21 protein-coding genes and 2 tRNA genes are annotated in these 25,855 nt (G+C 65.9%); 16 read left to right on the forward strand and 7 right to left on the reverse strand.

Going from position 1 to position 25,855, the window contains the following annotated elements:
- The 3 genes from ACEN2S_RS09570 to ACEN2S_RS09580 all read right to left on the reverse strand — a co-directional run bounded on the left by ACEN2S_RS09570 (window position 1) and on the right by ACEN2S_RS09580 (window position 1,478).
- Window positions 1-77 (reverse strand) — tRNA-Asp (locus tag ACEN2S_RS09570).
- 56 nt (window positions 78-133) lie between these two features.
- Window positions 134-210: transfer RNA gene (locus tag ACEN2S_RS09575), tRNA-Asp, on the reverse strand.
- A 329-nt stretch (window positions 211-539) separates the two neighbouring features.
- Window positions 540-1,478 (reverse strand): pirin family protein, encoded by a 939-nt coding sequence (locus ACEN2S_RS09580; RefSeq protein WP_441865509.1) that lies wholly within the window; start codon window positions 1,476-1,478, stop codon window positions 540-542.
- A 276-nt stretch (window positions 1,479-1,754) separates the two neighbouring features.
- Between ACEN2S_RS09580 and ACEN2S_RS09585 the strand changes: the two genes are divergently transcribed.
- The 9 genes from ACEN2S_RS09585 (at window position 1,755) to cobA (ending at window position 14,239) form a co-directional block, all read left to right on the forward strand.
- Window positions 1,755-2,339 carry an ANTAR domain-containing response regulator gene (locus tag ACEN2S_RS09585; RefSeq protein ID WP_441865512.1) on the forward strand — a complete coding sequence of 195 codons (585 nt, stop codon included), beginning with the start codon at window positions 1,755-1,757 and terminating at the stop codon, window positions 2,337-2,339.
- Window positions 2,336-3,466 carry an ABC transporter substrate-binding protein gene (locus ACEN2S_RS09590; protein WP_441865515.1) on the forward strand — a complete coding sequence of 377 codons (1,131 nt, stop codon included), beginning with the start codon at window positions 2,336-2,338 and terminating at the stop codon, window positions 3,464-3,466. Before ACEN2S_RS09585 ends, ACEN2S_RS09590 begins: the two co-directional genes overlap by 4 nt.
- Window positions 3,467-3,715: 249 nt before the next feature.
- Entirely contained in the window at window positions 3,716-5,089 is a 1,374-nt protein-coding gene (locus tag ACEN2S_RS09595) for a CmpA/NrtA family ABC transporter substrate-binding protein (RefSeq protein ID WP_441865517.1), read from the forward strand.
- Between the two features lie 97 nt (window positions 5,090-5,186).
- Entirely contained in the window at window positions 5,187-6,269 is a 1,083-nt protein-coding gene (locus ACEN2S_RS09600; RefSeq protein ID WP_441865519.1) for an ABC transporter permease, read from the forward strand.
- A 5-nt stretch (window positions 6,270-6,274) separates the two neighbouring features.
- Window positions 6,275-7,990, forward strand: coding sequence for an ABC transporter ATP-binding protein (locus tag ACEN2S_RS09605; protein ID WP_441865521.1), 1,716 nt, complete (start codon window positions 6,275-6,277; stop codon window positions 7,988-7,990).
- Window positions 7,990-10,443 carry a nitrite reductase large subunit NirB gene (gene nirB, locus ACEN2S_RS09610; protein ID WP_441865524.1) on the forward strand — a complete coding sequence of 818 codons (2,454 nt, stop codon included), beginning with the start codon at window positions 7,990-7,992 and terminating at the stop codon, window positions 10,441-10,443. The genes ACEN2S_RS09605 and nirB overlap by 1 nt, the downstream gene beginning before the upstream one ends.
- A gap of 8 nt (window positions 10,444-10,451) precedes the next feature.
- Window positions 10,452-10,790, forward strand: a complete 339-nt coding sequence (gene nirD, locus ACEN2S_RS09615) for a nitrite reductase small subunit NirD (RefSeq protein WP_441866141.1) — start codon at window positions 10,452-10,454, stop codon at window positions 10,788-10,790.
- A gap of 14 nt (window positions 10,791-10,804) precedes the next feature.
- Window positions 10,805-13,429: a molybdopterin-dependent oxidoreductase gene (locus ACEN2S_RS09620; protein ID WP_441865527.1), complete on the forward strand. Its 2,625-nt coding sequence runs from the start codon at window positions 10,805-10,807 to the stop codon at window positions 13,427-13,429.
- Window positions 13,430-13,435: 6 nt separating this feature from the next.
- Entirely contained in the window at window positions 13,436-14,239 is an 804-nt protein-coding gene (gene cobA / locus ACEN2S_RS09625) for a uroporphyrinogen-III C-methyltransferase (RefSeq protein ID WP_441865529.1), read from the forward strand.
- 8 nt (window positions 14,240-14,247) lie between these two features.
- Here cobA and ACEN2S_RS09630 read toward each other — a convergent pair whose 3' ends face one another.
- Window positions 14,248-15,279, reverse strand: a complete 1,032-nt coding sequence (locus ACEN2S_RS09630) for an LLM class flavin-dependent oxidoreductase (RefSeq protein WP_441865531.1) — start codon at window positions 15,277-15,279, stop codon at window positions 14,248-14,250.
- A 184-nt stretch (window positions 15,280-15,463) separates the two neighbouring features.
- The gene (locus ACEN2S_RS09635; protein WP_441865533.1) at window positions 15,464-15,697 is read right to left on the reverse strand and encodes a hypothetical protein; all 234 of its coding nucleotides are present in this window, start codon (window positions 15,695-15,697) and stop codon (window positions 15,464-15,466) included.
- A gap of 848 nt (window positions 15,698-16,545) precedes the next feature.
- Here ACEN2S_RS09635 and ACEN2S_RS09640 point away from each other — a divergent pair.
- The 6 genes from ACEN2S_RS09640 to ACEN2S_RS09665 all read left to right on the forward strand — a co-directional run bounded on the left by ACEN2S_RS09640 (window position 16,546) and on the right by ACEN2S_RS09665 (window position 22,838).
- Window positions 16,546-17,535, forward strand: a complete 990-nt coding sequence (locus ACEN2S_RS09640) for an ABC transporter substrate-binding protein (protein WP_441865535.1) — start codon at window positions 16,546-16,548, stop codon at window positions 17,533-17,535.
- Window positions 17,536-17,539: 4 nt separating this feature from the next.
- Window positions 17,540-18,316: an ABC transporter ATP-binding protein gene (locus ACEN2S_RS09645; protein ID WP_441865537.1), complete on the forward strand. Its 777-nt coding sequence runs from the start codon at window positions 17,540-17,542 to the stop codon at window positions 18,314-18,316.
- A 1-nt stretch (window position 18,317) separates the two neighbouring features.
- On the forward strand, window positions 18,318-19,241 hold the full coding sequence (locus ACEN2S_RS09650; RefSeq protein WP_441865540.1) for an ABC transporter permease: 924 nt from the start codon (window positions 18,318-18,320) through the stop codon (window positions 19,239-19,241).
- Between the two features lie 133 nt (window positions 19,242-19,374).
- Window positions 19,375-20,361: an isopenicillin N synthase family dioxygenase gene (locus ACEN2S_RS09655; protein ID WP_441865543.1), complete on the forward strand. Its 987-nt coding sequence runs from the start codon at window positions 19,375-19,377 to the stop codon at window positions 20,359-20,361.
- Window positions 20,362-20,539: 178 nt separating this feature from the next.
- Window positions 20,540-21,442, forward strand: a complete 903-nt coding sequence (locus ACEN2S_RS09660; RefSeq protein ID WP_441865545.1) for a LysR family transcriptional regulator — start codon at window positions 20,540-20,542, stop codon at window positions 21,440-21,442.
- Window positions 21,443-21,485: 43 nt separating this feature from the next.
- Window positions 21,486-22,838: a cytosine deaminase gene (locus ACEN2S_RS09665; protein WP_441865548.1), complete on the forward strand. Its 1,353-nt coding sequence runs from the start codon at window positions 21,486-21,488 to the stop codon at window positions 22,836-22,838.
- 21 nt (window positions 22,839-22,859) lie between these two features.
- Here ACEN2S_RS09665 and ACEN2S_RS09670 read toward each other — a convergent pair whose 3' ends face one another.
- Window positions 22,860-23,426 (reverse strand): DNA-3-methyladenine glycosylase I, encoded by a 567-nt coding sequence (locus ACEN2S_RS09670; RefSeq protein WP_441865550.1) that lies wholly within the window; start codon window positions 23,424-23,426, stop codon window positions 22,860-22,862.
- Between the two features lie 180 nt (window positions 23,427-23,606).
- Window positions 23,607-24,332 (reverse strand): pyridoxamine 5'-phosphate oxidase family protein, encoded by a 726-nt coding sequence (locus ACEN2S_RS09675; RefSeq protein ID WP_441865553.1) that lies wholly within the window; start codon window positions 24,330-24,332, stop codon window positions 23,607-23,609.
- Window positions 24,333-24,401: 69 nt separating this feature from the next.
- On the opposite strand from ACEN2S_RS09675, the gene pdxR reads away from it, so the two are divergent.
- On the forward strand, window positions 24,402-25,853 hold the full coding sequence (gene pdxR / locus ACEN2S_RS09680) for a MocR-like pyridoxine biosynthesis transcription factor PdxR (RefSeq protein ID WP_441865556.1): 1,452 nt from the start codon (window positions 24,402-24,404) through the stop codon (window positions 25,851-25,853).
- Window positions 25,854-25,855 lie beyond the last annotated feature (2 nt).

Genomic DNA, 25,855 nt, shown 5'->3' on the forward strand with positions numbered 1-25,855 from the left:
TGGCGCGGTTGACGGGGCTCGAACCCGCGACCCCCGGCGTGACAGGCCGGTACTCTAACCAACTGAGCTACAACCGCGCATGATTTCGGGAGGTTACTCCGAAACTGACACCAAAGCGATCCGGTGGAGAGAGTGGCGCGGTTGACGGGGCTCGAACCCGCGACCCCCGGCGTGACAGGCCGGTACTCTAACCAACTGAGCTACAACCGCAACTCTCTCCACCCCGGATCGTCTCGTGGTGTGGCGGGGTAATACGCAGCGACGGCGGCGGCGTCAAGCGGGGGAATGCCGAAAAAATCACTTCAGCGAAATTCTCGTGACACACCGCGCAAAACCGGGCCGGAAATTGATGCCAAAGACACCGCTCCCGCCCCGCAACATCTTGAAATCATGACGTCGGACGCTCCGCGGGAGGTATTTTTGCCAAGAAGAAAGCCAAGGACCGCGCGCCATTTCATTTTTCGCGCCCTCTGTTTCTTCTTGGCCCAAATACCTCCGCCGGAGGCATCCGCCTGAGCCGCTCCCGCGCGGCCAGGGCGTTACTGTGCCGGTGCCGGGGTAAATTCCTGATCGTCATCGGGCGGCAGGCGGAAACGGCCATGCGCCCAGTCGCCCGCGCGCCAGGCTTCGCGTGCGGCATCGATGCGGTCGCGGCTGGAGGCGACGAAATTCCACCAGATGTAGCGGGGCCCCTCCAATGTGGCGCCGCCGAGCAGCATCACCCGCGCGCCCTGCGCGCCTGCGGTGATGGCAATCCGGTCGCCCGGGCGGAAGATCAGCATCCGGCCCGCGTCAAAGGTCTGGCCGCCCTGACTGACCTCGCCCGAGATCACATAGACGCCGCGATCCTCTTGGTTGTCGGGCAAGGGCAGGCTCGCCCCCGCTGCCAGCACCGCATCGGCATAGAACATCTCCGACGGGGTGGGCATCGGGTTGCGCGCGCCCCAGGCATCGCCCAAGAGGAGCCGCACCTGTTTGCCCTCGCCCTCCAGCAGCGGCACCTCGGCCGCGGGGATATGGGTGAAGGCGGCGGGGTCATCCTCGGCGCCCTTCGGCAGCGCCACCCAGGTCTGAATGCCCAGCATGTTGAACGGTGCCTTGCGCATCTCGCCATCGGTCCGCTCGGAATGGGTGATGCCATGCCCGGCCACCATCCAGTTGATCGCTCCCGGTTCGATCCATTGATCGGTACCAATCGAGTCGCGGTGATGCAGCCGCCCCTTATACAGATAGGTGACGGTGGCCAGGCCGATATGCGGGTGCGGGCGCACGTCGATCCCCTGCCCGGTCACGAATTCTGCCGGGCCCATCTGGTCAAAGAAGATGAACGGCCCGACCATCTGCCGCGCCACTGAAGGCAGCGCCCGGCGGACTTCAAAACCGCCGAGGTCACGGGCGCGCGGCACAATGACCGTTTCAATCGCATCCACCGCATCGCCTTTCGGCAGGTCGGGGTCGAGGGCGGGGTTCCAGCTCATGGTCTCTCTCCTGTCATCGGTCGGCCCATCCTTGGGGTCTGCGTAAAGGTAGCACAGCAACCCGCCCGCGTTACCCCACGGCGCCGCGCAGGATTTGCGCAATTTCGCGCAGAACTTCTGTGCGCGGCGCAAAACGGCTTTCGCCCAAATGTGCGCCATTCCCGGGGCAATCGGTGAAAACTTACGCATATGCCGGTCACGCCGGGCGCGAGACTCGCAGGGAGATTGCCGAATGCCCGGCCCGCGCGCCATGACGGGGCCAACAAGCAGGGTGCCATGAGCCAGGGAATTTCCATCGTCGTCGTTGAGCGTGACCCCGAAAGGGCCGCGATGATCCATGAAGCCCTGCGCGAGGCGGGCGAGACCAATGTCACCATCATCGCCGAGCAATCGGGTCTGGCGCAGCGCATCAGCGAGCGGCGGCCGGATCTGGTGCTGATCGATGTGAACTCCCCCTCGCGCGATGTGCTGGAGGAACTCACCCTTGCCTCCGGCCCGATGGAGCGTCCGGTGGCGATTTTCGTCGACCGGTCGGACCCCGGCCAGACCAAGGCGGCGATCGAGGCGGGCGTCTCGGCCTATGTGGTCGACGGGATGCGCCCCGACCGGATCAAGCCGGTGATCGATGCCGCCATCGCGCGGTTTCACATGTTCCACAAGATGCGCGCCGAATTGCAGGCGACCCGCGCGGCACTCGAGGAGCGCAAGCTGACCGACCGCGCCAAGGGCATGCTGATGCGCGCGCGCGGCATCACCGAGGATGAGGCCTATGCGCTGATGCGCAAGACCGCGATGGACAAGGGGATGCGGATCGCCGATGTGGCGCAGGCCCTGGTGACGGCGGCGGAGTTGCTGAAATGACCCTGCACTCTGTCACCCTCGGCTTTATCCCGCTGGTGGATGCAGGCCCCCTGATCATCGCGCGCGAACTGGGCTTTGCCGAGGAAGAGCGCTTGCAGATTGATCTGATCGCCGCGCGGTCATGGTCGCGGCTGCGCGATATGCTGGTGTTCGAGCAGGTCGAGGCGGCGCATATGCTCTCGCCGGTGCCGGTCTCGACCGCTTTGGGGCTGGGGGGCGCCGCCGCGCGGCTGGAGGCGCTGATGGTCCTGTCGATGGGCGGGCAGATGATCGGCCTTTCCCGCCCGCTGGCGGCCGAGATCCGCGCCGCGGGGCCCTATCCCGCCTTTACCGATGCACCGGCGGCGGCAGCAGCGCTGAGTGCGGCGCGCCCGGGGGGGCTGCGCATCGGTGTGCCTTTCGTGTTCTCGATGCATGCCGAACTCCTGCATCTCTGGCTGGGTGCCCTGCCCGGCCTGCGGCTGCTGACCGTTCCCCCCTCGCAAATGGCCGAAGCGCTGGCGGCGGGCGAGATCGAGGCCTTTTGCGTCGGCGAGCCCTGGGGCTCGTTCTGCGTCGAACAGGGGGCCGGTGAATTGCTGCTGCCGGGCAGCGCCATCTGGGGCCGGGCGCCGGAAAAGGTGCTGGCGGCGCGGGCGGACTGGGCCGAGGCGCATCCCGAAACCGCCGGGCGGCTGATGCGCGCGCTCTGGCGGGCCTGCCGCTGGCTGGGCGATCCGGGCAACCGGATGACCGCCTCCGAGATCCTCGCGCGCGAGGCCTATCTCGATGTCTCCGCCGATCTGATCGAACGGGCGCTCTCGGGCAATATCGTCACCCGGCCCGAAGGTGACGCGGCGCGGGCGGATGATTTCGTGCTCTTTCACGAGCACGGGGTGAATTACCCTTGGCCGGAACAGGCCGACTGGATCGGCCGTGGTCTGGCCAAACGCATGGGACTGCCGCCCGAATCGGCGGCCCTGACCGCCCGCGCGGCCTTTCGCGGCGACCTTTACACCCGGCATCTGGCCGGAACCGGCGCCGAAATGCCCGGCGCCTCCAGCACCGAGTCGCCCCTCGCCTCGGCACCGGAGCGCGCCGGATCATTCGCACAGGGCCGCGTTTTTGATCCCTCCTTGCCGCAGTGACGCATTTTTCAGCAGAAATGCCGCAACGCGGCATTATTAAGGTTTGATGACCACAGGATGAATTGCGCGACGCGCTGCAGCACGGCATGAAGATAAGGCAAGGCGACGTTGTCTTGCACGAAATATCCCGAATGAACGGGAACTGAGCAAAGCCGCTCGACCGATACCGCACTCCTCCCGCGGTTGATGGTCGGCGGCTTTTTTGCATTTCGCGCCCATCGCAAGAGGCGCCAGACACCAGGGATCACCATGAACCGGATTACCGCACTCCTTCTGGCCACCACCCTGCTCAGCGCCCCGCTGGCGGGTGCCGCCCGGGCTGAAATGCTCGATGTTGAAAAAGACGAGCTGACGCTGGGCTTTATCAAACTCACCGACATGGCCCCCTTGGCCATCGCCAAGGAAAAGGGCTTTTTCGAGGATGAGGGCCTCTATGTCACGCTGGAACCGCAGGCCAACTGGAAGGTGCTGCTGGATCGCGTGATCTCGGGTGAACTCGATGGCGCGCATATGCTGGCCGGGCAACCGCTGGCGGCCACCCTGGGCTATGGCACCAAGGCGCATATCGTCACCCCCTTCTCGATGGATCTGAACGGTAACGGCATCACCGTCTCCAACGAGGTCTGGGAGCTGATGAAACCGCAGCTCGAACTGGACGCCGACGGCAAGGTAAAACACCCGATCAGCGCCGCCGCGCTGAAACCGGTGATCGAGAAATTCAAGGCCGAGGGCAAACCCTTTAACATGGGCATGGTCTTCCCGGTCTCGACCCATAACTACGAGCTGCGCTACTGGCTGGCCGCCGGGGGCATCAACCCCGGCCTCTACAGCCCGGAAGACACCTCGGGCCAGATCGGCGCCGATGCCTTCCTCTCGGTCACCCCGCCGCCGCAAATGCCCGCCACGCTCGAAGCCGGCACCATCTCCGGCTATTGCGTGGGCGAGCCCTGGAACCAGGCCGCCGTCTTCAAAGGCATCGGCGTGCCGGTGATCACCGATACCGAGATCTGGAAGAACAACCCGGAAAAGGTCTTTGGCCTGACCGAGGAATTCACCGAGCAGAACCCCAATACCACTCTGGCGCTGACCAAGGCGCTGATCCGCGCCGCCGAATGGCTGGACGCTGACAGCAATGCCAACCGCGCCGAAGCGGTGCAGATCCTGTCCAAGCCCGAATATGTCGGCGCCGATGCCGAGGTGATCGCCAATTCGATGACCGGCACCTTTGAATATGAAAAGGGTGACAAGCGCGAGGTGCCCGATTTCAACGTCTTCTACCGCTACTACGCCACCTACCCCTTCTATTCGGATGCGGTCTGGTACCTGACCCAGATGCGCCGCTGGGGCCAGCTGCCCGAAGCGCATGACGACGCCTGGTATGACGCCACCGCGCGCGATGTCTACAAGCCCGAGATCTACCTGAAAGCCGCGCAGATGCTGGTGGATGAAGGCCTGATCGACCCGGTCGATGTGCCCTTCGATACTGACGGCTACAAACCCGCCACCGCCGAATTCATCGACGGCATCACCTACGACGGCAAAGCCCCCAACGCCTATATCAACGCGATGACCATCGGCCTGAAAGACGGGCAAACCGTGGTCGGCGGCGCCGTCACCAACTGACCCCTGCGGGCTGCGCTGCCCCGTGGGTGCCGCAGCCCCCCCCCCTCCCGTTCCGCACCAAACCTCCCCCAGCCCGCCCCCAGCCCGCGAGGATATCATGACCGCCATAGACCCCACCGCCCTGACGGATCAGACCCGCACCGCCCGCCGCGAACGCCGCTTCAGCCGGATCAACAAGCTTGACGCCTGGTTCAAAGTGCTTGGCCTGCCGTGGATGACACCGATCCTGAAGGCGCTGGCGGGCGACAACCCGAAGGCGCAGCTGAAGGACATCTGGCGTCTGGCCGGGGTGCCGCTTCTGGCCATTGTCCTCTTCCTCGGGGCCTGGGGCGCGCTGGCGCCGAAAGTGCAGACCAGCCTTGGCGCGATCCCGGGTCCGGCGCAGGTCTGGGAACAGGTGATCGTGCTGCATGCCGATGCGGTGGCCGAAGGGGCCAAAGCCGATGAATTCTACGCCCGTCAGGATGCCCGCAACGCGCAGCTGGTGGCCGAGGGCAAGGCCGACCGGGTGAAAGTCCGCGATTACACCGGCAAACAGACCTATTACCAACAGATCTGGACCTCGATCAAAACCGTCTTTTTCGGCTTTTTGCTGGCAACCGTGGTAGCGGTACCGCTGGGCATCATCTCGGGCCTCTCGCCCACCGCCAATGCGGCGATCAACCCCTTGGTGCAGATCTTCAAACCGGTCTCGCCGCTGGCATGGCTGCCGATTGTGACCATGATCGTCTCGGCGGTCTATGCCACCAATGACGGGATGTTCTCCAAATCCTTCCTCGTCTCGGCAATCACCGTCACGCTTTGCTCGCTCTGGCCGACGCTGATCAACACCGCCCTTGGTGTGGCCTCGATTGACCGCGATCTGATCTCGGTCAGCCGCGTCCTGAAACTCGGCACCTGGACCAAGATCACCAAACTGGTGCTGCCCTCGGCGCTGCCTTTGATTTTCACCGGGCTGCGTCTCAGCCTTGGTGTGGGCTGGATGGTGCTGATTGCCGCCGAGATGCTGGCGCAGAACCCCGGGCTTGGGAAATTCGTCTGGGATGAATTCCAGAACGGCTCTTCCTCCTCGCTGGCCAAGATCATGGTGGCGGTCTTCACCATCGGCATCATCGGCTTCCTCCTCGACCGGGTGATGTTCGCGCTGCAATCGCTCTTCACCTTCTCCGCGAACCGGTGAGCGCCATGAGCATTCTTGATTTCACCAATGTCTCCAAAAGCTTCGGCTCGGGCCTTGAGCGCCGCGATGTGCTGCGCCATGTGAACCTCAGCGTGAAGGAAGGCGAATTTCTGGCGATCCTCGGCTTTTCGGGCACCGGCAAATCGACGCTGATCAACCTGATGGCAGGCCTTGAAAAGCCCGATACCGGCAGCGTCACCTATCGCGGCGCGCCGATCACCGGGCCGGGGCCGGAACGCGGGCTGGTGTTTCAAAGCTATTCGCTGATGCCCTGGCTGACGGTGGCGGGCAATATCGCGCTGGCAGTGAATTCGGTGTTTCCGAAACTGCCGAAAGCCGAGCGCGCCGAACTGGTGGCGAAATACATCAGGATGGTCGGCCTCAGCCATGCGGCCGAGCGGCGCCCGGCGGAGCTGTCGGGCGGCATGCGGCAGCGGGTCTCGGTGGCGCGCGCGCTGGCGATGAGCCCCGAGGTGCTGCTGCTCGATGAGCCGCTCTCGGCGCTCGACGCCCTCACCCGCGCCAATCTGGCCGATGAGATCGAAGCGATCTGGGAGGCGGACCGCAAGACGGTGGTGCTGATCACCAATGACGTGGATGAGGCGATCCAGCTGGCCGACCGCATCGTGACGCTTAACCTCGATGGCACGATGGGGCAGGAATTTGAGGTCACCATCCCCCGACCGCGCGACCGCAGCGCGATGAACCATGACGCCGAGTTCAAACGCCTGCGCGCCACAGTCACCAAATGCCTGATGGATATCGGCATCACCGACAAGGTGGACGGCGGCCGCATCCTGCCCAATGTCACCCCGCGCCATGCGATGCCCAAGGCCTATGCCACCGCCGCGCAGGGTTCGGGCGAGTTGCTGTCGGATGAGCGCTATCTGCAATATTCGCAACTGCACAAGATCTACCCCACCCCCAAAGGCCCGCTGACCGTGGTTGAGGATTTCAACCTGACGCTGAAAAAGGGCGAGTTTGTCAGCCTGATCGGCCATTCCGGCTGCGGCAAATCCACCGTGCTGACGATGACCGCCGGGCTGAACGCGATCTCCAAGGGCGCGATCAAACTCGACGGCTACCACGTTGAGGGCGCCGACCCCGAGCGGGCCGTGGTCTTTCAGTCGCCCAACCTTTTCCCCTGGCTGACGGCGAAAGAGAATGTGGCGATCGGGGTGGACAAGGTCTATCCGAAGGCGAGCCAGGCCGAGCGGCAGGAGGTGGTGGAATACTACCTTGAGCGCGTGGGCCTCGGTGACAGCATGGACCGTTCCGCTTCGGAAATGTCGAACGGCATGCGGCAACGGGTGGGCATCGCCCGTGCCTTCGCCCTTTCGCCGAAACTGCTGCTCCTCGATGAGCCCTTCGGCATGCTCGACAGCCTCACCCGCTGGGAGCTGCAAGAGGTGCTGATGGAGGTCTGGAGCCGCACCAAAGTGACCGCCGTCTGCGTGACGCATGATGTGGATGAGGCGATCCTGCTCGCCGACCGGGTGGTGATGATGACCAACGGGCCGCAGGCGACGATTGGCAAGATCGTCGACGTGAACCTGCCGCGCCCGCGCAGCCGCAAGGCGCTGCTGGAGCATCCGGATTACTATAATTACCGTCAGGAAGTCCTCGATTTCCTTGAAGAATATGAACATGGCGCCAAGCCTGCCCCGAAAGCCGCCCCCCCGGCAGGCTCCGGCGGCGCTGGCAGAGAGGAAGCTGCATGATGGCTCAGAAACTGGTTGTAATCGGCGCGGGCATGGCCTCGGGGCGGATGCTGGAGCATCTGGTCGAGGAAGCCCCCGGCACCTATGAGATCACCCTGTTCAACGCCGAACCGCGCGGCAACTATAACCGGCTGATGCTGTCGCCGGTGCTCTCGGGCGAGAAGAGCTATGCCGAAATCATCACCCATGATGAGGGCTGGTACGCGGCGCATGGGATCCATTGCCGCTTTGGCGACAAGGTGCAGGGCATCGACCGCGCCCGCAAAGTGGTGATTGCCGCCGATGGCAGCGAAGTGCCCTATGACCGGCTGGTCATCGCCACCGGCTCAAACCCTTTCATGATCCCGATGCCGGGGCATGATCTGAAGGGCGTCATCCCCTACCGCGACCTCGACGACACCAATTTCATGATTGAGGCAGCGGGCAAACCCGATGCGCGCGCCGTGGTGATCGGCGGCGGCCTTCTTGGGCTGGAAGCGGCGGCGGGTCTGAAAATGCGCGGCATGGATGTGACGGTGATCCATATCATGGGCCATCTGATGGAACGGCAGCTTGACCCTTCGGCGGGCTATCTCTTGCAAAAGGCGCTGACCGATCGCGGCATCAAGGTGTTCTGCGGCGCGCATTCCGAGCAGATCCTCGGCGTCGACGGCCATGTCTCGGCCCTGCGGCTGAAGGATGGCACCGAGATTCCGGCCGATATTCTGGTGATGGCCGTGGGCATCCGCCCCAACACCGGCCTTGCCGCCGCCGCCAATCTCGCCGTCGGGCGCGGGGTGATTGTGGATGACCAGATGGTCACCTCGGATCTCGACGTCTATGCGCTCGGCGAATGCGTTGAGCATAACGGCGCGCTCTTTGGCCTTGTGGCGCCGCTGTACGATCAGGCGCGGGTGCTGGCCGATACGCTTCTGGGCCGGGCGAATGCCTTCCAGCCGAAAGAGGTCTCGACCAAGCTGAAGGTCACCGGCTGTGATCTCTTCAGCGCGGGCGATTTCGCCGAAGCCGAGGGGCGCGAGGATATCGTTTTCCGCGACCCGACGCGCGGCGTCTACAAACGGCTGATCCTTGAGCGGAACCGGCTGATCGGCGCGGTGATGTATGGCGATACCGCCGATGGCGCCTGGTTCTACGGGCTGATCAAGGATGGCACCGACATCAGCGACATGCGCGACACGCTGATCTTTGGCCCGGCCTTTCAGGGGGGGACCAAACTGGACCCTATGGCGGCCGTTGCAGCATTGCCGCCTGAGGCGGAGATTTGCGGCTGCAACGGCGTGTGCAAAAGCAAGATCACAGAGGCCATCACCCTCAAGGGTCTGACAACGCTTGAGGAAGTCCGGGCGCATACCAAGGCTTCCTCCTCTTGCGGCACCTGCACCGGGCTTGTGGAACAGGTGATGGCGCTGACATTGGGGGATGCTTTCGCCGCCCCCACGGTCAAGCCGATGTGCCCCTGCACCGATCTCACCCATATGGATGTGCGCAACCTGATCAAATCGCAGGAGCTGAAAAGCATGGGCGCGGTGATGCAGCAGCTGGGGTGGAAAACCTCCTGCGGCTGTGCCTCCTGCCGTCCGGCGCTGAACTATTACCTGCTCTGCGATTGGCCGGGCGAATATCAGGATGACGATCAGTCGCGTTTCGTGAATGAGCGGATGCATTCCAACATCCAGAAAGACGGCACCTATTCGGTGGTGCCGCGGATGTGGGGCGGCATCACCACCCCGGCCGAGCTGCGCGCGATTGCGGACGCGGCCGAGAAATACAATGTGCAGACGGTGAAGGTCACCGGCGGCCAGCGGATCGACCTTCTCGGCGTGAAGAAAGAGGATCTGGCCGATATGTGGTCAGATCTGAACGCGGCGGGCATGGTCTCGGGTCAGGCCTACGCCAAGGGGTTGCGCACGGTGAAAACCTGTGTCGGATCAGACCATTGCCGCTTTGGCACCCAGGACAGCACCGGCCTTGGCATCAAGATGGAAAAGGCGCTCTGGGGCTCCTGGACGCCGGCCAAGGTGAAAATGGCCGTCTCGGGCTGCCCGCGCAACTGCGCCGAAAGCACCTGCAAGGATGTGGGGGTGATCTGCGTCGACAGTGGCTATGAAATCCATGTCGGCGGCGCGGCGGGGCTGCATATTCAGGGCACCGTGCTTTTGTGCAAGGTCGCGACCGAGGAGGAGGTGCTGGAATATTCCGCCGCCATCATCCAGCTCTACCGTGAAGAGGCGCAATATCTGCACCGCCTCTACAAATGGATGGACATCGTCGGGCTCGACCATCTGAAAGAGCGGATCGTGACGGATGCCGCAAGCCGCAAGGCCCTCGCCGACCGCTTCTATTACGCGCAGCGCTTCATGCAGGCCGACCCCTGGGCCGAGCGGACCAAACCCGAATTCCGCAAACTTTGGAGCCCCTTGGCAGATCTCACCACATTGGAGGCCGCAGAATGAGCATGTCCATGAACGACTGGATCGATATCGGCGCCCTCGACGATATCCCCGAGCGCGGCGCGCGGATCGTGAAAACCCTCGCCGGTTGCGTGGCGGTGTTCCGCACCCTCGGGAATGAGGTTTATGCGATCGACGATGCCTGCCCGCACAAACAGGGGCCACTGTCCGAGGGGATCGTGCATGGCCGCTCGGTCACCTGCCCCTTGCACAATTGGGTCATCAGCCTTGAGACGGGCGAGGCGCAGGGCGCGGACAGCGGCGCGGTCGCCACCTATGCGATTCAGGTCAGCGGCGGGCGGCTTCTGCTCGATGCCACGCGGCTCCGCGCCAAGCGGGCAGCGGCCTGATGGAGGGGGGGCAGATGGCGGCACCCATTCGTACCACCTGCCCCTATTGCGGCGTCGGCTGCGGCGTGCTCGCCCGCCCCACCGCACAAGGGGTCGAGATTGCGGGCGATCCCGCGCATCCGGCGAATTTCGGGCGTCTCTGCTCCAAAGGCTCGGCGCTGGGCGAGACCGTGGGGCTTGAGGGGCGCCTCCTCGCCCCCCGCATCCATGGCGCCGAGGCGACATGGGATGCCGCGCTTGATCTGGTGGCCGAGAAATTTCAGACCGCCATCCGCGAGCACGGCCCGGATGCGGTGGCCTTCTATGTCTCCGGGCAGCTGCTGACCGAGGATTATTACGTCGCCAACAAGCTGATGAAAGGCTTCATCGGTTCCGGCAATATCGACACCAATTCAAGGCTTTGCATGGCCTCCTCGGTGGCGGGACACCGCCGCGCCTTTGGCACCGACACCGTGCCCGGCACCTATGAGGATCTGGAACTGGCCGATCTGATCGTGCTCGTCGGCTCCAATCTCGGCTGGTGCCATCCGGTGCTCTATCAACGCATTCTCGCCGCCAAAGCCGCCCGGCCCGAGATGAAGATCGTGGTCATCGACCCGCGCCGCACCGCCACTTGCGATGGGGCCGAGCTGCATCTGGCGCTGGCGCCGGGCGCGGATGCGGTGCTCTTCAACGGCCTTCTGGCCGAGATCGCGCGGCGGGGCGCGGTGGATGCCGCCTATCTCGCGCATGTCGATGGCTTTGACGTGGCATTGGCCGAGGCACAGGCGACGGATATGGCCGCGGCGGGCCTCAGCGCGGCAGATCTCGCGGCATTTTACGACCTGTGGATCGGGTCCGAGAAGGTGGTCACCGTCTATTCGCAGGGGATCAACCAATCCGAAAGCGGAAGTGATAAGGTCAACGCGATCCTCAATTGCCATCTGGCGACCGGGCGGATCGGCCGCCCCGGCATGGGGCCGTTTTCGGTCACCGGCCAGCCGAATGCGATGGGCGGGCGCGAGGTGGGCGGCCTTGCCAATATGCTCGCCTGCCATCTCGATATCGAAAATGCCGACCACCGTCAGGCGGTTCAGGGCTTTTGGCAAAGCCCGGTGATGGCGGCGAAACCCGGGCTGAAAGCGGTGGATATGTTTCAGGCGGTGGCCGAGGGGCGGATCAAGGCGCTCTGGATCATCTGCACCAACCCCGCCGTTTCGATGCCCGATGCGGATCGCGTGGCGGCGGCGATCAAGGGCTGCGATTTCGTCGTGGTCTCTGACATGATCGCCGAGACCGACACCACCCGCCTCGCCCATGTGCTGCTGCCCGCCACCGGCTGGGGCGAAAAGGACGGCACGGTGACCAATTCCGAGCGGCGGATCAGCCGTCAGCGGCCCTTCCGCGCCCCGGCGGGTGCGGCGCGGCACGATTGGCAGATCATGGCGCAGGTGGCGCAAAGGATGGGCTGGGGCGAGGCTTTCGCCTGGGAAACCCCGGGTGAGATTTTCGCGGAATATGCCGCCCTTTCCGGCATTGCCGGGCAGATGGGGCGCGATTTCGACATCTCGAACCGCGCGAAGATCGACGCGCAAGGCTATGAGAATATGACCCCTTTCCAATGGCCGGATTCCGCCGCGCAACAGGGCGGGCGCTTCTTTGCACAGGGCGGGTTTTTCACCGAAAACCGCCGCGCGCGGATGCTGCCGATCACGCCCCGTGCCCCCCATGCCGCGACCAGCGCCGCCTATCCGTTCCGCCTGAACACCGGCCGCGTGCGCGACCATTGGCACACGCTGACCCGCACCGGCCTCTCGCCGCGCCTCAGCCAGCATCTGGCCGAGCCTTTCCTGGAAATCCATCCGCAGGATGCCGAGGCACTGTCGCTCCCCCCCGCCAGTCTGGCCGAAGTGACCAGCCCGCAGGGCCGCGCGGTGCTGCGGGTGCTGATCACCGACCGGGTGCAGCGCGGACAGGTTTTTGCGCCGATGCACTGGACCGGCGAGACCGCGCCGACAGGCCGGGTGGATGCGTTGGTGGCCCCGGTGGTCGATCCGGTCTCGGGCCAGCCCGAGAGCAAGGCCGCCGTGGTGCAGGTGGCACCGTTCAACGCCGCCTGGCATGGATTTGCCGCGGCCGCTCAGGGATTTACGCCGAAGTCAGACTATTGGGCCACCGCCCGCTCAGCCAAGGGGATGCGCGCAGAGCTGGCGGGCATGAGCACGCCTGAGGATTGGCAGAGCTATGCGCGCGACCTTTTTGGCCTCTCCGATACCCTCACCGTGCAAAGCGTGACCGACCCCGCGCGCGGCATCGTTCGGCTCGCGTTTTTCGACGGAGAGACGGTGGTCGCGGCGCTCTTCGTCTCTCCGGAACCGGTGGCTTTGTCGCGCGGCCATGTGGCGGCGCTGATGGGCGATGCGGCGGATGTCTCGGTGCTGTCGGGCAAACCCGGTGCCGACCGCCCCGACCCCGGCGCCATCGTCTGCGCCTGTTTCGATGTGGGGGTGAACCAGATCACCGCCGCGATTGCCACCCAGGGGCTGATCTCGGTCGAGGCGATCGGCACGGCGCTGCGCGCGGGCAGCAATTGCGGCTCCTGCCGCCCTGAAATTCGCAGCCTCATCGCCGCCCATGCGGCCCCCCTCGCGGCGGAGTGACCCCGAATGCAGCATGTTGTTCAACCGCTTACGCCTGAAACCGCCGCCCCCCGCAAAGGTTGGATCGCCCTTGTCGGTGCCGGTCCCGGCGCCCGCGATCTCTTGACCTTTCGCGCCGCCGCCCGGATCTATGCCGCCGATGTGATCTTTTACGACCGTCTGATCGAGCCGGAACTGCTGGACCTCGCCCGGCCCGGTGCCGAAAAAATCTTTGTGGGTAAGGAGGTTGGCGCGCACAGCTGGCCGCAGGACCGGATAAATGCGGTGATCACCGCCGCCGCATTGGCGGGGCGCGGGGTGGTGCGGCTGAAATCCGGCGACCCCTCGGTCTTTGGCCGCGCCTGCGAGGAGCTGGAGGCGGCGCGCGCGCTGGACCTGCCGGTGGAGATTGTGCCGGGCGTGACGGCCGCAGCGGCGGCAGCGGCGGTGCTGGGCCGCCCGCTGACCGAGCGCGGCGCGACCGACCGTCTGGTCATGGCCACCGCAACCTGCAAACCGGGCGATCCGGCGCCGGACCTTGCGGCGCTGCTGACCCCCGGCGCAACACTGGCGCTGTATATGGCGGTGCAGCGGTTGGAGGAGATCGCGGCACAGATGCGCGCGGCGGGCCTGCCCGGGAATCTGATCGTCGAAATCGTCGCCTCGGCGGGAAAACCCGGCGAGCAGATCTTGCGCACGCGGCTCGACCGGATGGCCTGGGACGCGCGGGCGGCGCGGATCAAGAACCCGGCGATCATCCTGATCCGGCATCCAAAACCGGCGGCAGAGGCTGCGGCGACCGCCGGAACCGCCACCGCCGCCGCGCTCTGAGCGCCCCCCTATTCGGCGGCGGCCGCCTCGGGCATCGCGATGCCCTGCATCACTTCCGAGGCGATGCCGAAGGACTTCAGCCGCGCCGCGTGGTCGTGGATCTGCCCGGTCAGGATCACTTCGTCCGGGCGGTAGCGGGCGATCAGCGCCTGCAACTGGCTGCGCACCGTCTCGGGCGACCCGACGGCGGTGACGGAAAGCGCCTGATTGACCATCCGCAGCATCGCCGGTTCCACCTGGCTCTCCAGATCCGCCATCGGGCGCGGCAGCTTGCCGGGCTTGCCGGTCCGCAGATTGATGAAGGCCTGCTGCATCGAGCTGCGCAACAGCTTAGCCTCTTGATCGGTATCCGCGGCGAAGACATTGATCGCCAACATGAAATGCGGCTTGTCGGCATAGGCAGAGGGCTGGAACCGGCTGCGGTAGATCTCCACCGCCTCGGCCAGATCGCCCGGCGCGAAATGCGAGGCGAAGGCATAGGGCAGCCCGAGATAGGCCGCCAGCTGCGCGCCATAAAGGCTGGAGCCGAGGATCCAGACCGGCACGTTTGTGCCCACGCCCGGCACCGCGCGCACCCGCTGCCCCTCGGCACGCGGGCCGAGAAAGCCCATCAGCTCGACCACATCCTGCGGGAAGGTATCGCCGCCGCCCAGATTGCGCCGCAGCGCCTGCGCGGTGGCACCATCGGTGCCCGGCGCGCGGCCAAGGCCCAGATCAATCCGGTCGGGGAACAGCGTCGCCAGCGTGCCGAATTGCTCGGCGATCATCAACGGCGCGTGGTTGGGCAGCATGATGCCGCCCGCCCCCACCCGGATTTTCCGCGTGCCCGCCGCCACATGACCGATCACCACCGAGGTCGCCGCCGAGGCGATCCCCTCCATATTGTGATGCTCGGCCAACCAATAGCGCGCATAGCCCCATTCCTCGGCATGCTGCGCAAGATCGAGCGTGTTGGCCAGCGCCTCGGCCGTCGTGGCACCCTCGGGCACCGGCGACAGATCGAGCACCGAATAGGGGATGCGGGTTTGGGAACGGGTCATCGGAGCCTCATCTTCTGCTGACTGCAGATATTGGGACGATGCGCCGCAAAGACCAGTGGGCGGGCCGATTTCATTGCCCGCATCAGCGGACAAGGGGCTGTGCAGCGAAGCACCATGGCCATGCCGCGCAACGGGCCAGCAGGGGACCAACCGCCCCATCCGCCCCACCCACCCTCAATCGGCGTCAGTGGCCGTGATGGCCAAAGCCCAGCTCACCATAGGATGCATCGAAGATCGAACGCTTTGCAGGCCGGCCATCCGCCATCAGGCGTTGCTCTTCGACCGCGGGGGCGGGCCGGACCTTCGCGCGGGCTTTTGCCACCACCATGGCGCGGGCGGCGGGCTGTGCCGCGGTCTCGGCTTTGGGCGTGCCAAAGATTTCCGCTTCAAACTGGGCAATATAGGGGGATTTCCGCATGTGGATCTGCCTTTTGGCTGGGGGTTTGCCGCCGCAGCGCAGCCGGAAAACTCCCTCTGTCCGCATCGGATCGTGTCTCTGCCGACCCCGGCGGCGCCCCGAAGGCACCAGCGCCCCTGAACTCCGTCGCACAGGCCGCTGCATGACGTTTGGCGTCAACTCTGGATATGGGGCGCCCTGAGCGTGATTGCTAGGGGCAAGCGCTGTGACAGTGGCGAATTTCAGCGCCGGGCGGCGTGCCACAGGGCTGCGCGTGCCGCCATTGGGCGGGGATTTGGCGCCCGGCTGGCGCAGTAAATTCCGCGCGTTGCGTTGCGATTATGAGAACGCAATCCAACCGCCCACCACGACAGCGCGGATCCGAAAAAACGGGCATGCTTTTAGGATATTTTCACTCATGAAATCAGCACATTGAAAAACATGCCTCTGAAGCAGGCATTTTGTAGCCCCGAATGCGCTGCAAAAACGGGCAGAAAACGAAGTGCAAAATTCCTGTTGCAGGAATCGCGGCACGCACCCCAGTCTGGTCCCACGAGTAGAAGCGGTCAGAGCCAAGCCTCTGGACATTGCTCGACATAATTCATGTCGAAGAGTGACCGCGATGCCCGAGAAAACCCATGTAAACACCATAGAATCTGGCTTCTTCCGAGAGCTGCCTCTGCATCCCTGTGCCGCATGTCTGCACAGTGCCGATCCGCGCAAACGCCGCTGTGCACGCCAAAAGCTGCGCCAAGGCACCACGGCGCCGCCTGCCGAAAACCCGCCCGCATATCCCGCCGCCGACCCCGCCGCATACCCTGCCCCAGTGTCGCCGATTAGAGAACACTAAGCCGAGAGGAATCCCCCGAATGGTCGCCCGCCCGCTTGCCACCACCGCGCTTTGCGCCACCCTTCTCGCCAGCCCCGCGCTGGCCGCCGATACCGTCACCTTCCAGCTCGACTGGCTGCCCGGCGGCGACAAGGCCCCGATCTATGTCTGCATCCAGCAAGGCTTTTGTCAGGATGCCGGGCTTGAGGTGCAGATCGTGCCGGGCCGTGGCTCCACCGATGCCATCTCGCGGCTGGCGGCGGGCACTTCGGATATCGGCGTCTCGGATCTCGGCGCGCTGCTGGCCGCCCGCGCCACCGAGGGCGTCAAGGTCTCGGGCGTGCTCTCGGTCTTCAACAAGGGGCCGCATGCCTTTTATGTGGTCAAGGACGGCCCGATTGCCGATATCGCCTCGGTGAAGGGCCATAGCATCGCCACCTCGCCCTTCACCTCGTCGAATGTTTTCCTGCCCTTGGTGCTGCAAGATGCCGGGATGGGCGCGGATGACATTTCCCTGATCAAGGCCGATCCCGGTGCTTTGGGGCCGATGCTGATGACCGGACAGGTCGATGGCATCATCGCCTGGATGACCGACCTCACCCGCTATACCAATCAGGGCCATGAGGCGGGCAAGGAGATTGTCGCCCTGCCCTGGTCGGCGGCGGGGCTTGACCTCTATTCCGCATCGCTGATCGCCAATGACGACTTCCTCGCCAATCGCCCCGATGTCGCCAAACGGTTCGTTGAGGCGTTCAAAGCCTCGGTCACCTTCTGCAAGGACCACCCGGCAGAGGCCGCCGCCGCCGTCACCGCCATGGTGCCGGAACTCGGGTCCGAGGATGTGCAGGGCTCGCTGAATGACACTTTGCCGTTGATTTTCAACGATGTGACCGTGGCGGATGGTCTGGGGGTGTTTGAGCCCGCGCGGCTCGCGGAAACCTGGGCCCGCGTCTCGGCGGCACAGGCGATTGACCCGGCCAAGCTCGATCCGGAAACCGCCGTCACCCGCAGCTTCATCCCGGGGGCCTGAGCCGATGCAACAGCCTCCCGCCATCCGCTTTGACCGTCTGGGGCAGGTGTTTCACAGCCGCTCCGGCACCACCGAAGCCCTGCGCGATGTCAGCTTTGAGGTGGCGCGGCACGAGTTTCTGGCCGTGCTCGGCCCCTCAGGCTGTGGCAAGTCCACCCTGTTGCGGATGGTGGCGGGGCTGTTGAAACCCAGCGCCGGTCAGGTTGAGGTCTTTGGCATGCCGGTCAGCGGCCCGCGCGAAGACATCGGCATCGTCTTTCAAAAGCCCACCCTCCTGCCCTGGGCGACGGTGGCGGAAAACGTCCTGTTTCCGCTGCGCCACAAGACGGGCCATGTCAGCCCGCGCGACCGTGAACGGGCCGGGGAGCTTTTGGCGATGGTGGGCCTCGCGGGGGTTGAAAACCGCCTGCCCGATGAGCTGTCGGGCGGCATGCAGCAGCGTGTCGGCATTGCCCGCGCGCTGCATATGGACCCCGATATCCTCCTGATGGATGAGCCTTTTTCCGCCCTCGACGCGCTGACGCGCGAGGTGATGGGGTTTGATCTTCTGCGCATTTTCAGTGCGCGGCCGAAGACCGTGGTGTTCATCACCCATTCGGTCGCCGAAGCCGCGCTGCTGGCCGACCGTGTGCTGGTGATGACCGGCCGCCCCGGCAGCGTGCTGACCGAGATCACCGTGCCCGCCCCGCGCCCGCGCGGCCCCGAAACCGTCAATATGCGAGAAACCCATGAGCTTGCAGCCCATCTCCGCAGCCTCCTCCTGCAGCGGGACGCGGCCTGAGATGGCGCGTGACCTGACGCAGACCCGGCCCCCCGAAGCGCCCCGCGCCGCCGCGCGCCTCTCCGCAGGGCCGCACCCTTCCGCCCCGGCGCGCGCGGCCCTGCCCGCCGAACCCGCCCGCGCGCGGTTTCTGAGCGGGCAGAGCCTTGGCGCCACGCTCAGCCGCTGGAGCGAACTGCCCGGCCTTGCCGCCACCCTCGCCCTGCTCGCGCTGATCCTGATCTGGGAGGGCGCGGTGCGGCTCTTTGCCCTGCCCTCCTATCTCCTCCCCGCGCCCTCGGCGATCCTGCAGGCGTTTTCCGCCATCGGCATTGACCGCTGGGCCGTGCATATCTGGGCCACCTTGCGGGTGGCGCTGCTGGGCTTTGCGCTCTCCATCTGCATCGCCATCCCGCTGGCAATTGTCCTGATCCGTTCGCCGTTTCTCTCGCGCACGCTCTACCCGCTGCTGGTGATCGTGCAGGCCACCCCGGTCGTGGCCATCGCGCCGATCATCATCGTGGTGCTGGGGGCAGGCGACGCGCCGCGCATCGTCATCACCTGCCTTCTCACCTTCTTCCCGCTGGTCGTCGCCACCGCCACCGGCCTCGCCGCCACGCCGCCCGAGCTGATCGAGCTCTCGAAAAGCCTGCGCGCCCCCGGCTTTCGCGAGATGACCCAGATCCGCCTGCCCTTTGCCGTGCCCTATATCTTCTCGGCGTTGAAAATCTCGATCACGCTGGCGGTGATCGGCGCCGTGGTGGCCGAATTCTGCGCCGCCGACAAAGGTGTTGGCTATTTCATCCAGTTCTCCACCTCGATGTTCAAACTGCCGCAGGCCTGGGCGGGGCTTTTCGTCCTCGCCGCCATGGCGCTCGGGCTGTTTCAGATCGTGGTGCAGGTGCAAAAGCGGCTGTTCCCCTGGAGCCTGCCGAAAACCCGCTGACCCGTTGCGGCGCATCCCGTGCCGCAACCCCTTCCGGGAGTAGAAGCGGTCAGAGGCCCCCGGGCGCTGACATTGCTCCGTTCAACCGGCCGCAGAGGCGCTCTGCCAGCGGCCCATCCCCCAGGAGAGATCCATGCCCACCGAATATGCCCTCGCCGAACTCAACAAGGAAAAGACCATCGGCGGTCTTGGTGCCACCATCGCGCGCGATGTGCCCGCCATCGACCTGTCGGATTTTGAGAACCGCAAAGCCGAGATCGCCGATGCGCTCTGGCATGCCGCCACGGAGATCGGCTTTTTCCAGGTCTATAACCACGGCCTGTCCGAAGATGACATTGACCTGGCCTTTGACACGGCCTGGGAGTTTTTCGAGCTTCCCACATCGGTCAAGGCGCAATATCCGATGCCCAAGGGCACCAATGCCGGCTGGGAATTCAAGGCACAGGTGCGCCCCTCAACCGGCACGCCGGACAATAAGGAAAGCTATCAGATCACCCGCCCCAATATGCCCGGCCTCTGGCCGAGTGAGGCGGAACTGCCCGGCTTTCAGGCGAAAATGCTGCGATTTGAGCGGGCGAACTGGGAATTGGGGATGCGGATCCTGTCGTGTTTCGCGCTGAAAATGGGCTTTGCCGAGGATTTTTTCACCACGGCGCATGACCCCGACAGCCCGGAATACCAATCCACCCTGCGGCTGATCCATTACATGTCGATGGAAGATGCCCAGCCCGAGGATTTCAAGGCGTGGCGCGCCGGGGCGCATTCGGATTTCGACTGCCTGACCATCCTGCACCAGAAGGAGGGTGAAGGCGGCTTGCAGGTCTGCCCGGGCAAGGATGCCGCCTCCGGCCAATGGACCGATGTGCCGCCGAAACGCGGCTATATCACCTGCAACATCGGTGACATGCTGATGCGCTGGTCGGATGATCAGCTGCAATCCACCCTGCACCGTGTGCGGATGCCGCGCGAAGGCGAATATATGGGCCGCCGCCTGTCGCTGCCCTTCTTCTGTCAGGCCAACCGCGATGCGGTGATGCAGGGGCCGCTTGGCCTCTATGCGCCGATCACCGCGGGGGATTACCTCACCCAGCGCATCAACGCCAATTTCGCCCGGAAATGACACCCGCGGGCAGGACACACCGAAAAATGGACCGTTGAAGATGCAGCGCGCGCCTGACATCCTGAAGGCAGGGGCCCCTACCGGCGGGACCCATAACACGGGGGGACAGGCCCCTGCCGCCCCACCCCGGCCCGCCAAGGCCACAACGGGCGCGGCAGCCCCCGCATTGGGACGCACCATGCTGCACGGACGCGCGCTGCGCTATATTGATGAGGTGGCCCGGCAAGGCTCGATCCGCGCGGCGGCGAAAGAGCTGAACGTCGCCGCCTCCGCCATCAGCCGCCATATCGCCGAGCTGGAGACCGAGCTGGACGCGCCGATCTTTGAGCGTCTGCCGCGCGGGTTGCGGCTCACCACCTCGGGCGAGATGCTGCTCGCGCATATCCGCGAAACCCTGCGCAACCATGACCGGATGCGGGCGCAGATCCAGTCCTTGCGCGGCCTCAGCCGGGGCGAGGTGACGGTGGCGACCATGGCCACCCTCGCCGCCGGGCGGCTGGCGGATGTGATCGCCGATTACCGCGAGGCGCATCCGCAGATCCGGCTGACCATCGCCGTGCGCGACCGCCCCGGGGTGATCGAGATGGTGGCCTCGGGCGGCGCCGATCTGGCTTTGGGCTATAACCTGCCCGCCGACAACCGGCTGCAACGCGCCGCCGAGTTTCAGCACCGTCTGGGCGCGGTGGTGGCGCGCGACCATCCGCTGACCGTGAAAAAGGGCGTCCGGCTGACCGATTGCCTGATCTATCCGCTGGTACTCGCCGACCGCAGCAACAGCCTGCGCGAGGCGGTGGAGGATATGGCCTCGGCCACCGCGCCGCTGACGCCGCAGGTCGAGACGAATTCGATGGAGCTGATGAAGCGTCTGGCGCGCCGCGCGCCGCATGTGACCTTTCTCAACCGCGTCGATGTCGATCAGGAATTGCGCGACGGCGATCTGGCGTTTTTGCCGCTGACCGGGGCGGCGGCGCGCCAGCGGCTCAGCCTTGTGCACCGGGCGCGCGGCTCGATCTCGCCCGCCACCAGCCGCTTCATTCAATTTGTGCAAGAGCGGTTCGCCGCCAGCGAAATCAGTGACTGACATCGCGGGAAGCACCCGCGCTTTCCCGCTCAAGGACAAGATTATGAAAGACATTTCCTCCCCGGCCGCTTTGGCCGATCTCAGCGGCCATGGCCGGGTGCTGTTGCAAAACGCCCGCGTGCCCGCCTGCCTTCTGGCCGCCGGTGCCCCGGCGGGCAGCCCCATAGATGCCGATGGTGCAGCGCTGGTGGACCTTCTGCTCGATGGCCCCGCCATCGCCGCGATCGGCGCGCCCGGTGCAATCTTGGCTGGGGATGCCCGGCCCCTCGCGCTTGCGGGGCGGCACCTCTGGCCGATGCTGGTCGACATGCATACCCATCTCGACAAGGGCCATGTGCTGGGCCGCGCGCCGGATTCGGGCGGCACCCATGGGGGCGCGCGGGCGGCAACCACCGCCGACCGTCTGGCGCATTGGCGGCATGATGATCTGCTGCTGCGGATGCGCTTTGGCCTTGCCTGTGCCGAGGCGCATGGGGTGGCGGCGCTGCGCACGCATCTCGACAGCCATCAGGGGCAGGCCGAAACCAGCTGGGGCGCGCTGGCCGCCGCCCGGGCGGAATTTGCCGGACGGGTCACGGTGCAGGCGGTGGCGCTGGTGCCGGTTGATGCCTATCTCGGCGACTATGGCCCGCGTTTGGCCGATCTGGTCGCGGCGGAGGGCGGGTTTCTGGGCGGCGTCACCCGCGCCGCGGGCGGCACGCATCAGGCGGGCGGGATGGAGGAGCTCGACGCGATCCTCGACCGGATCTTCACCCTCGCCCGCGAACGCGATCTGGATGTCGATCTGCATGTGGATGAGGCGGCGGTGGCGGGTGCCCTCGCCCCGGTGGCCCGCGCCACCTTGCGGCATGGATATGAGGGTCGGGTGACCTGCGGCCATTGCTGCTCGCTGGCCAATCTGCCCGCGGCGGAAGCGGCCGAGGTGATCGCGCTGGTGGCCAAGGCGGGGATTTCCATCGTCACCCTGCCCACGGTGAACCTCTATCTGCAGGACCGCGCGCCGGGCCGCAGCCCGCGCTGGCGCGGCGTCACCCCGGTGGCCGAACTGCGCGCCGCGGGCGTGCCGGTGGCGGTGGCGGGCGACAATTGCCGCGATCCATTCCATGCCTACGGCGATCACGACATGCTGGACACCTGGCGGCAAGCAGTGCGCATCCTGCATCTCGATCATCCGTTCGGCGATGCCCCGGCGCTGGCCGGGCCGGTGCCGGGGCGGCTGATGGGCCTTGGCCGCACCGGAAGTATCACGGTGGGCGGTGCGGCGGATCTGATGCTGCTGCAGGCCTGGAGCCTCGATCAGGTGATGGCCCGGCCGCAGAGCGACCGGGTGCTGATCAAAGCCGGGGCGCTGTCGGCCGCCCGCCTGCCGTCCTATCAGGAGCTTGCGGCGGTCTGACCCCCGCCGCCGCCCGCGCGATCAGTCCGCCGCACCTTTGCCATAGCGGAAACAGGCGCGGTCATGGTCATCCACCATCCCCGCCGCCTGCATCCAGGCATAGGCAATCGTCGGCCCGACGAATTTGAAGCCGCGCCGTTTCAGCTCTTTGGAGATCACCGCGGAGAGCGGCGTGCTCGCCTGCCGCGTCACCCCATCGCCAAGGATCACCTTGCCATCGGTGAACGCCCAAAAGAACGCCGCGAAATCCTCGCCCCGGTCGCGCATCTCGCAAAAGATCTGCGCGCCGCGGATGGTGGCGCGGATCTTGGCCTGCGACCGCACCACCCCGGGATCGGCCATAAGCCGCGCCACATCTTCCTCGCCAAAAGCCGCCACCTTGTCAGGGTCGAACCCGGCAAAGCCCGCGCGGAACCCCTCGCGCTTGCGCAAAATGGTGATCCAGGACAGGCCCGCCTGAAACCCCTCCAGCATCAGCATTTCCCACAAGGTCCGGCTGTCATGCTCGGGCCGGCCCCATTCATCATCGTGATAGGCGATGTAGAACGGCTCATGGCCCAGCCAGGTGCAGCGGTGAAGATCGGACATGGATACCCCCTGTTTGTTCACGGCGCACCTTGCCGCGACCAGAGCGCAAAGGCCAGTGGGGAAATCCTGCCCTTGCGCCGCAAAACCCAAGGGCGGCACGGGGTCCCTCCCCGTGCCGCGCAGTCATTATGTATCATTCATATGAACTTACGGAGCGATCTTCCGGCGCCGCCCCGGCTCTTACGGCGCCTCCCCCTCGTAAATTGCCTGCGTCTGCCGCAAGGCATCATCCAGCCTCGCCCCTTCGGCATAGGGCGCCAGCGTCGCCGGGCGCGCCATCCCCTCGGGCACATGCGGACAGGGCTCTGCCGCACCGATCACCGTCGACACCGGGATCACCCCCGCCCAGACCGGATGCGTCAGATCCTCGGGGTTGTCGCCCACCCCCTTGGCGCGGACCTTGGCCGAGGCCTCGTCGATCGGCATGGCGATCACCATCGTCGCCTTCGCCTCCTGCCCGGTGATCGGCCGCAGCCCGGCGCTGCGTTCGGGGTAAAAGCGGTCGACCACGGCCCAGAGCGCCTCTTCCTTCTCCGGCCCCTCCGGCAGGATCCGCGCGGTGCCAAAACACATCGCCGCCCGGTAATTGGCCGAATGGTTGAAGCCCGAGCGCGCCAGCACCAACCCGTCGAGATGCGAGACGGTGACGCAGGCGGCAACGCCCGGTTTCAGATGCCGCAGCATCCGGCTGGCCGAGGAGCCGTGCCAATAGAGCGTATCGCCCCGCCGCCAATGCAGGGTCGGCGTGCAATAGGGTTGCCCGTCAATGACATAGGCCACATGGCAGAGCATGGCGGCATCCAGGATCGCATGCACCGCCGCGCGGTCATAGCGGGCGCGTTCCGAGACACGTTTGGCGCGGTTGCGCGGGGTGACGGGATAGAGGTTGGGATCTTGCACGGTCATCGAAGCGGCCTTTCAAACTGGACAGATCCGGTTTAGCCGCGGATATTGGCTCGCAAGAGGTCCAATTTCATGTCCATTTCACAGACCAATATCCCGGATTGGTCAGCGCTGATCCCGGTCCTGCCCGATGATGCGGCCACCAGCCCCGGCCGCCCGGCCCGCTGGCAACGCCTTTACGCCAAACTGCGGCAGCTGATCGAAAGCGGCGCTTTGCCACCCGGAGCCAAACTGCCGCCCAGCCGCGATCTGGCGGCGCGGCTGGGGCTCGCGCGCGGCGCGGTGGTGGCGGCATTTGAGCTGCTGGTGGCCGAAGGCTTTGCCGAGGCGCGCACCGGCGCAGGCACCTATGTGGCGACGCGGGTGCCACAGCGCGCCGCCCCGGCCGAAACGCCGGCCGCCACGGCCATGGCGCGGCCGCATCCGTCCCGCCGCGATCTGCCGGGCATTCTGGGGGCGGTGGCGGAAGATCCCCGCTCGCTGCAGATCTTCCGCAGCATCCTGCACCGGCAGCTGGCGCGGCCCCAGGCGGCGCTGTTTCGCTACAGCGACCCGCAGGGCAGCGCGGAATTGCGGCGCGAGGTGGCCGCCTATCTGCAGCTCGCGCGCGGGGTGCGCTGTGTGCCCGAGCAGATCCTGATCACCTCGGGCACGCAATCGGCGCTGGATCTGGTGCTGCGGTCGGTCTTGGCGCCGGGCGACAGCATCTGGCACGAGGATCCGGGCTATCCGATGGCGCGGGCGGCGATGCTGGGGGCCGGGCTGCAGGTGGTGAGCGTGCCGGTGGATGGCGAGGGGCTGGTGGTCGCCGCCGGGATCGCCCGCGCGCCCCGCGCCCGCGCCGTCTATGTCACCCCCTCGCATCAGTTTCCGCTGGGGGTGACGCTGTCGATGCCGCGGCGGCTGGCGCTGATCGACTGGGCCGTCGCAACCGGCAGCTGGATCATCGAGGACGATTATGACAGCGAGTTCCGCCATGCCGGGCCGCCGCTGACCGCCTTGCAGGGGATGGATGCCGCCGGGCGGGTGATCTATTCCGGCAGCTTTTCCAAGGCCTTCATGCCGGGTCTGCGGCTGGGCTACCTGGTGCTGCCCGAGGCGCTCTTGCCCCCCGTGCTGGCCCTGCGCGACCGCAGCGACCGCTATCCCCCCGCGCTGGCCGAGGGGGCGATGGCCGAATTCCTGCGCGCAGGCCATTACGCCGCGCATCTGCGCCGCGCGCGCCGCCGGGTGCGGCAGGCGCGGGATGCGCTGGTGGCAGCATTGGCGGGGGGCGCGGCGGCGGGATTGGCGCGGGTCACAACGCCGGATCAGGGCCTGCATCTCATCGCGCATCTGCCGCCCGGCAGCGATGACCACGCCTTGGCCGAAGCCGCGCAAGTGGCGGGCCTTGGCGCGCGGGCGCTGTCGCCGATGTATCTGCAAAACCCGCCGCAAGCGGGTCTGGTGATTGGTTTTTCCGGCTTCGCGCCGGAGACGCTGGCCGCCGCCGCCCGGGATTGGTTGCAGAGCACCGCCCGCTGATG

Source organism: Phaeovulum sp. W22_SRMD_FR3, assembly GCF_052113705.1.
Classification (GTDB): domain Bacteria; phylum Pseudomonadota; class Alphaproteobacteria; order Rhodobacterales; family Rhodobacteraceae; genus JBGQOG01.

Excerpts from the sequence above, each read along its gene's own strand:
- ACEN2S_RS09665 (WP_441865548.1), top strand. The coding sequence starts at position 21,486 with ATGAAAGACATTTCCTCCCCGGCCGCTTTGGCCGATCTCAGCGGCCAT.
- ACEN2S_RS09595 (WP_441865517.1), top strand. The coding sequence starts at position 3,716 with ATGAACCGGATTACCGCACTCCTTCTGGCCACCACCCTGCTCAGCGCC.
- ACEN2S_RS09600 (WP_441865519.1), top strand. The coding sequence starts at position 5,187 with ATGACCGCCATAGACCCCACCGCCCTGACGGATCAGACCCGCACCGCC.
- ACEN2S_RS09590 (WP_441865515.1), top strand. The coding sequence starts at position 2,336 with ATGACCCTGCACTCTGTCACCCTCGGCTTTATCCCGCTGGTGGATGCA.
- nirB (WP_441865524.1), top strand. The coding sequence starts at position 7,990 with ATGGCTCAGAAACTGGTTGTAATCGGCGCGGGCATGGCCTCGGGGCGG.
- ACEN2S_RS09605 (WP_441865521.1), top strand. The coding sequence starts at position 6,275 with ATGAGCATTCTTGATTTCACCAATGTCTCCAAAAGCTTCGGCTCGGGC.
- cobA (WP_441865529.1), top strand. The coding sequence starts at position 13,436 with ATGCAGCATGTTGTTCAACCGCTTACGCCTGAAACCGCCGCCCCCCGC.
- ACEN2S_RS09580 (WP_441865509.1), bottom strand. The coding sequence starts at position 1,478 with ATGAGCTGGAACCCCGCCCTCGACCCCGACCTGCCGAAAGGCGATGCG.
- pdxR (WP_441865556.1), top strand. The coding sequence starts at position 24,402 with ATGTCCATTTCACAGACCAATATCCCGGATTGGTCAGCGCTGATCCCG.
- ACEN2S_RS09620 (WP_441865527.1), top strand. The coding sequence starts at position 10,805 with ATGGCGGCACCCATTCGTACCACCTGCCCCTATTGCGGCGTCGGCTGC.
- ACEN2S_RS09585 (WP_441865512.1), top strand. The coding sequence starts at position 1,755 with ATGAGCCAGGGAATTTCCATCGTCGTCGTTGAGCGTGACCCCGAAAGG.
- ACEN2S_RS09660 (WP_441865545.1), top strand. The coding sequence starts at position 20,540 with ATGCTGCACGGACGCGCGCTGCGCTATATTGATGAGGTGGCCCGGCAA.
- ACEN2S_RS09650 (WP_441865540.1), top strand. The coding sequence starts at position 18,318 with ATGGCGCGTGACCTGACGCAGACCCGGCCCCCCGAAGCGCCCCGCGCC.
- ACEN2S_RS09635 (WP_441865533.1), bottom strand. The coding sequence starts at position 15,697 with ATGCGGAAATCCCCCTATATTGCCCAGTTTGAAGCGGAAATCTTTGGC.
- ACEN2S_RS09630 (WP_441865531.1), bottom strand. The coding sequence starts at position 15,279 with ATGACCCGTTCCCAAACCCGCATCCCCTATTCGGTGCTCGATCTGTCG.
- ACEN2S_RS09640 (WP_441865535.1), top strand. The coding sequence starts at position 16,546 with ATGGTCGCCCGCCCGCTTGCCACCACCGCGCTTTGCGCCACCCTTCTC.
- ACEN2S_RS09675 (WP_441865553.1), bottom strand. The coding sequence starts at position 24,332 with ATGACCGTGCAAGATCCCAACCTCTATCCCGTCACCCCGCGCAACCGC.
- nirD (WP_441866141.1), top strand. The coding sequence starts at position 10,452 with ATGAACGACTGGATCGATATCGGCGCCCTCGACGATATCCCCGAGCGC.
- ACEN2S_RS09670 (WP_441865550.1), bottom strand. The coding sequence starts at position 23,426 with ATGTCCGATCTTCACCGCTGCACCTGGCTGGGCCATGAGCCGTTCTAC.
- ACEN2S_RS09645 (WP_441865537.1), top strand. The coding sequence starts at position 17,540 with ATGCAACAGCCTCCCGCCATCCGCTTTGACCGTCTGGGGCAGGTGTTT.
- ACEN2S_RS09655 (WP_441865543.1), top strand. The coding sequence starts at position 19,375 with ATGCCCACCGAATATGCCCTCGCCGAACTCAACAAGGAAAAGACCATC.